Here is a 1,564-nt window from a genome sequence, read left to right on the forward strand (position 1 = left end):
GGAAAGTGGTGGAGCCGGTGACCCAGACTTGTAGTAGGTAAGCGATGGGGTGACGCAGGAAGGTAGTCCAGCCCGGGCGGTGGTAGTCCCGGGGTAAGGGTGTAGGCCGAGGGGTAGGCAAATCCGTCCCTCATATAAGGCTGAGACCTGATGCCGAGCCGATTGTGGTGAAGTGGATGATCCTATGCTGTCGAGAAAAGCCTCTAGCGAGTTTCATGGCGGCCCGTACCCTAAACCGACTCAGGTGGTCAGGTAGAGAATACCGAGGCGTTCGGGTGAACTATGGTTAAGGAACTCGGCAAAATGCCCCCGTAACTTCGGGAGAAGGGGGGCCATCACTGGTGATCGGATTTACTCCGTGAGCTGGGGGTGGCCGCAGAGACCAGCGAGAAGCGACTGTTTACTAAAAACACAGGTCCGTGCGAAGCCGTAAGGCGATGTATACGGACTGACGCCTGCCCGGTGCTGGAACGTTAAGGGGACCGGTTAGTACACTTTCGGGTGTGCGAAGCTGAGAACTTAAGCGCCAGTAAACGGCGGTGGTAACTATAACCATCCTAAGGTAGCGAAATTCCTTGTCGGGTAAGTTCCGACCTGCACGAATGGCGTAACGACTTCTCGACTGTCTCAACCATAGGCCCGGTGAAATTGCACTACGAGTAAAGATGCTCGTTTCGCGCAGCAGGACGGAAAGACCCCGGGACCTTTACTATAGTTTGATATTGGTGTTCGGTTCGGCTTGTGTAGGATAGGTGGGAGACTTTGAAGCGGCCACGCCAGTGGTTGTGGAGTCGTCGTTGAAATACCACTCTGGTCGTGCTGGATGTCTAACCTCGGTCCGTGATCCGGATCAGGGACAGTGTCTGATGGGTAGTTTAACTGGGGCGGTTGCCTCCCAAAAAGTAACGGAGGCGCCCAAAGGTTCCCTCAGCCTGGTTGGCAATCAGGTGTTGAGTGTAAGTGCACAAGGGAGCTTGACTGTGAGACCGACGGGTCGAGCAGGGACGAAAGTCGGGACTAGTGATCCGGCGGTGGCTTGTGGAAGCGCCGTCGCTCAACGGATAAAAGGTACCCCGGGGATAACAGGCTGATCTTCCCCAAGAGTCCATATCGACGGGATGGTTTGGCACCTCGATGTCGGCTCGTCGCATCCTGGGGCTGGAGTCGGTCCCAAGGGTTGGGCTGTTCGCCCATTAAAGCGGTACGCGAGCTGGGTTTAGAACGTCGTGAGACAGTTCGGTCCCTATCCGCTGTGCGCGTAGGAATATTGAGAAGGGCTGTCCCTAGTACGAGAGGACCGGGACGGACGAACCTCTGGTGTGCCAGTTGTCCTGCCAAGGGCATGGCTGGTTGGCTACGTTCGGGAGGGATAACCGCTGAAAGCATCTAAGCGGGAAGCCTGCTTCAAGATGAGTATTCCCACCTCCTTGAGAGGGTAAGGCTCCCAGTAGACGACTGGGTTGATAGGCCAGATGTGGAAGCCCGGTAACGGGTGGAGCTGACTGGTACTAATAGGCCGAGGGCTTGTCCTCAGTTGCTCGCGTCCACTGTGTTAGTTCTGAAG

1 rRNA gene (running past one end of the window) is annotated in these 1,564 nt (G+C 56.1%); it reads left to right on the forward strand.

The window, feature by feature from the left end:
* Nucleotides 1-1,532: ribosomal RNA gene (locus tag NLX94_RS38570) — 23S ribosomal RNA — on the forward strand; it begins 1,691 nt to the left of the window's first position.
* Nucleotides 1,533-1,564 lie beyond the last annotated feature (32 nt).

Origin of the sequence: Streptomyces sp. TBY4 (genome assembly GCF_024213195.1) — a bacterium.
Classification (GTDB): domain Bacteria; phylum Actinomycetota; class Actinomycetes; order Streptomycetales; family Streptomycetaceae; genus Streptomyces.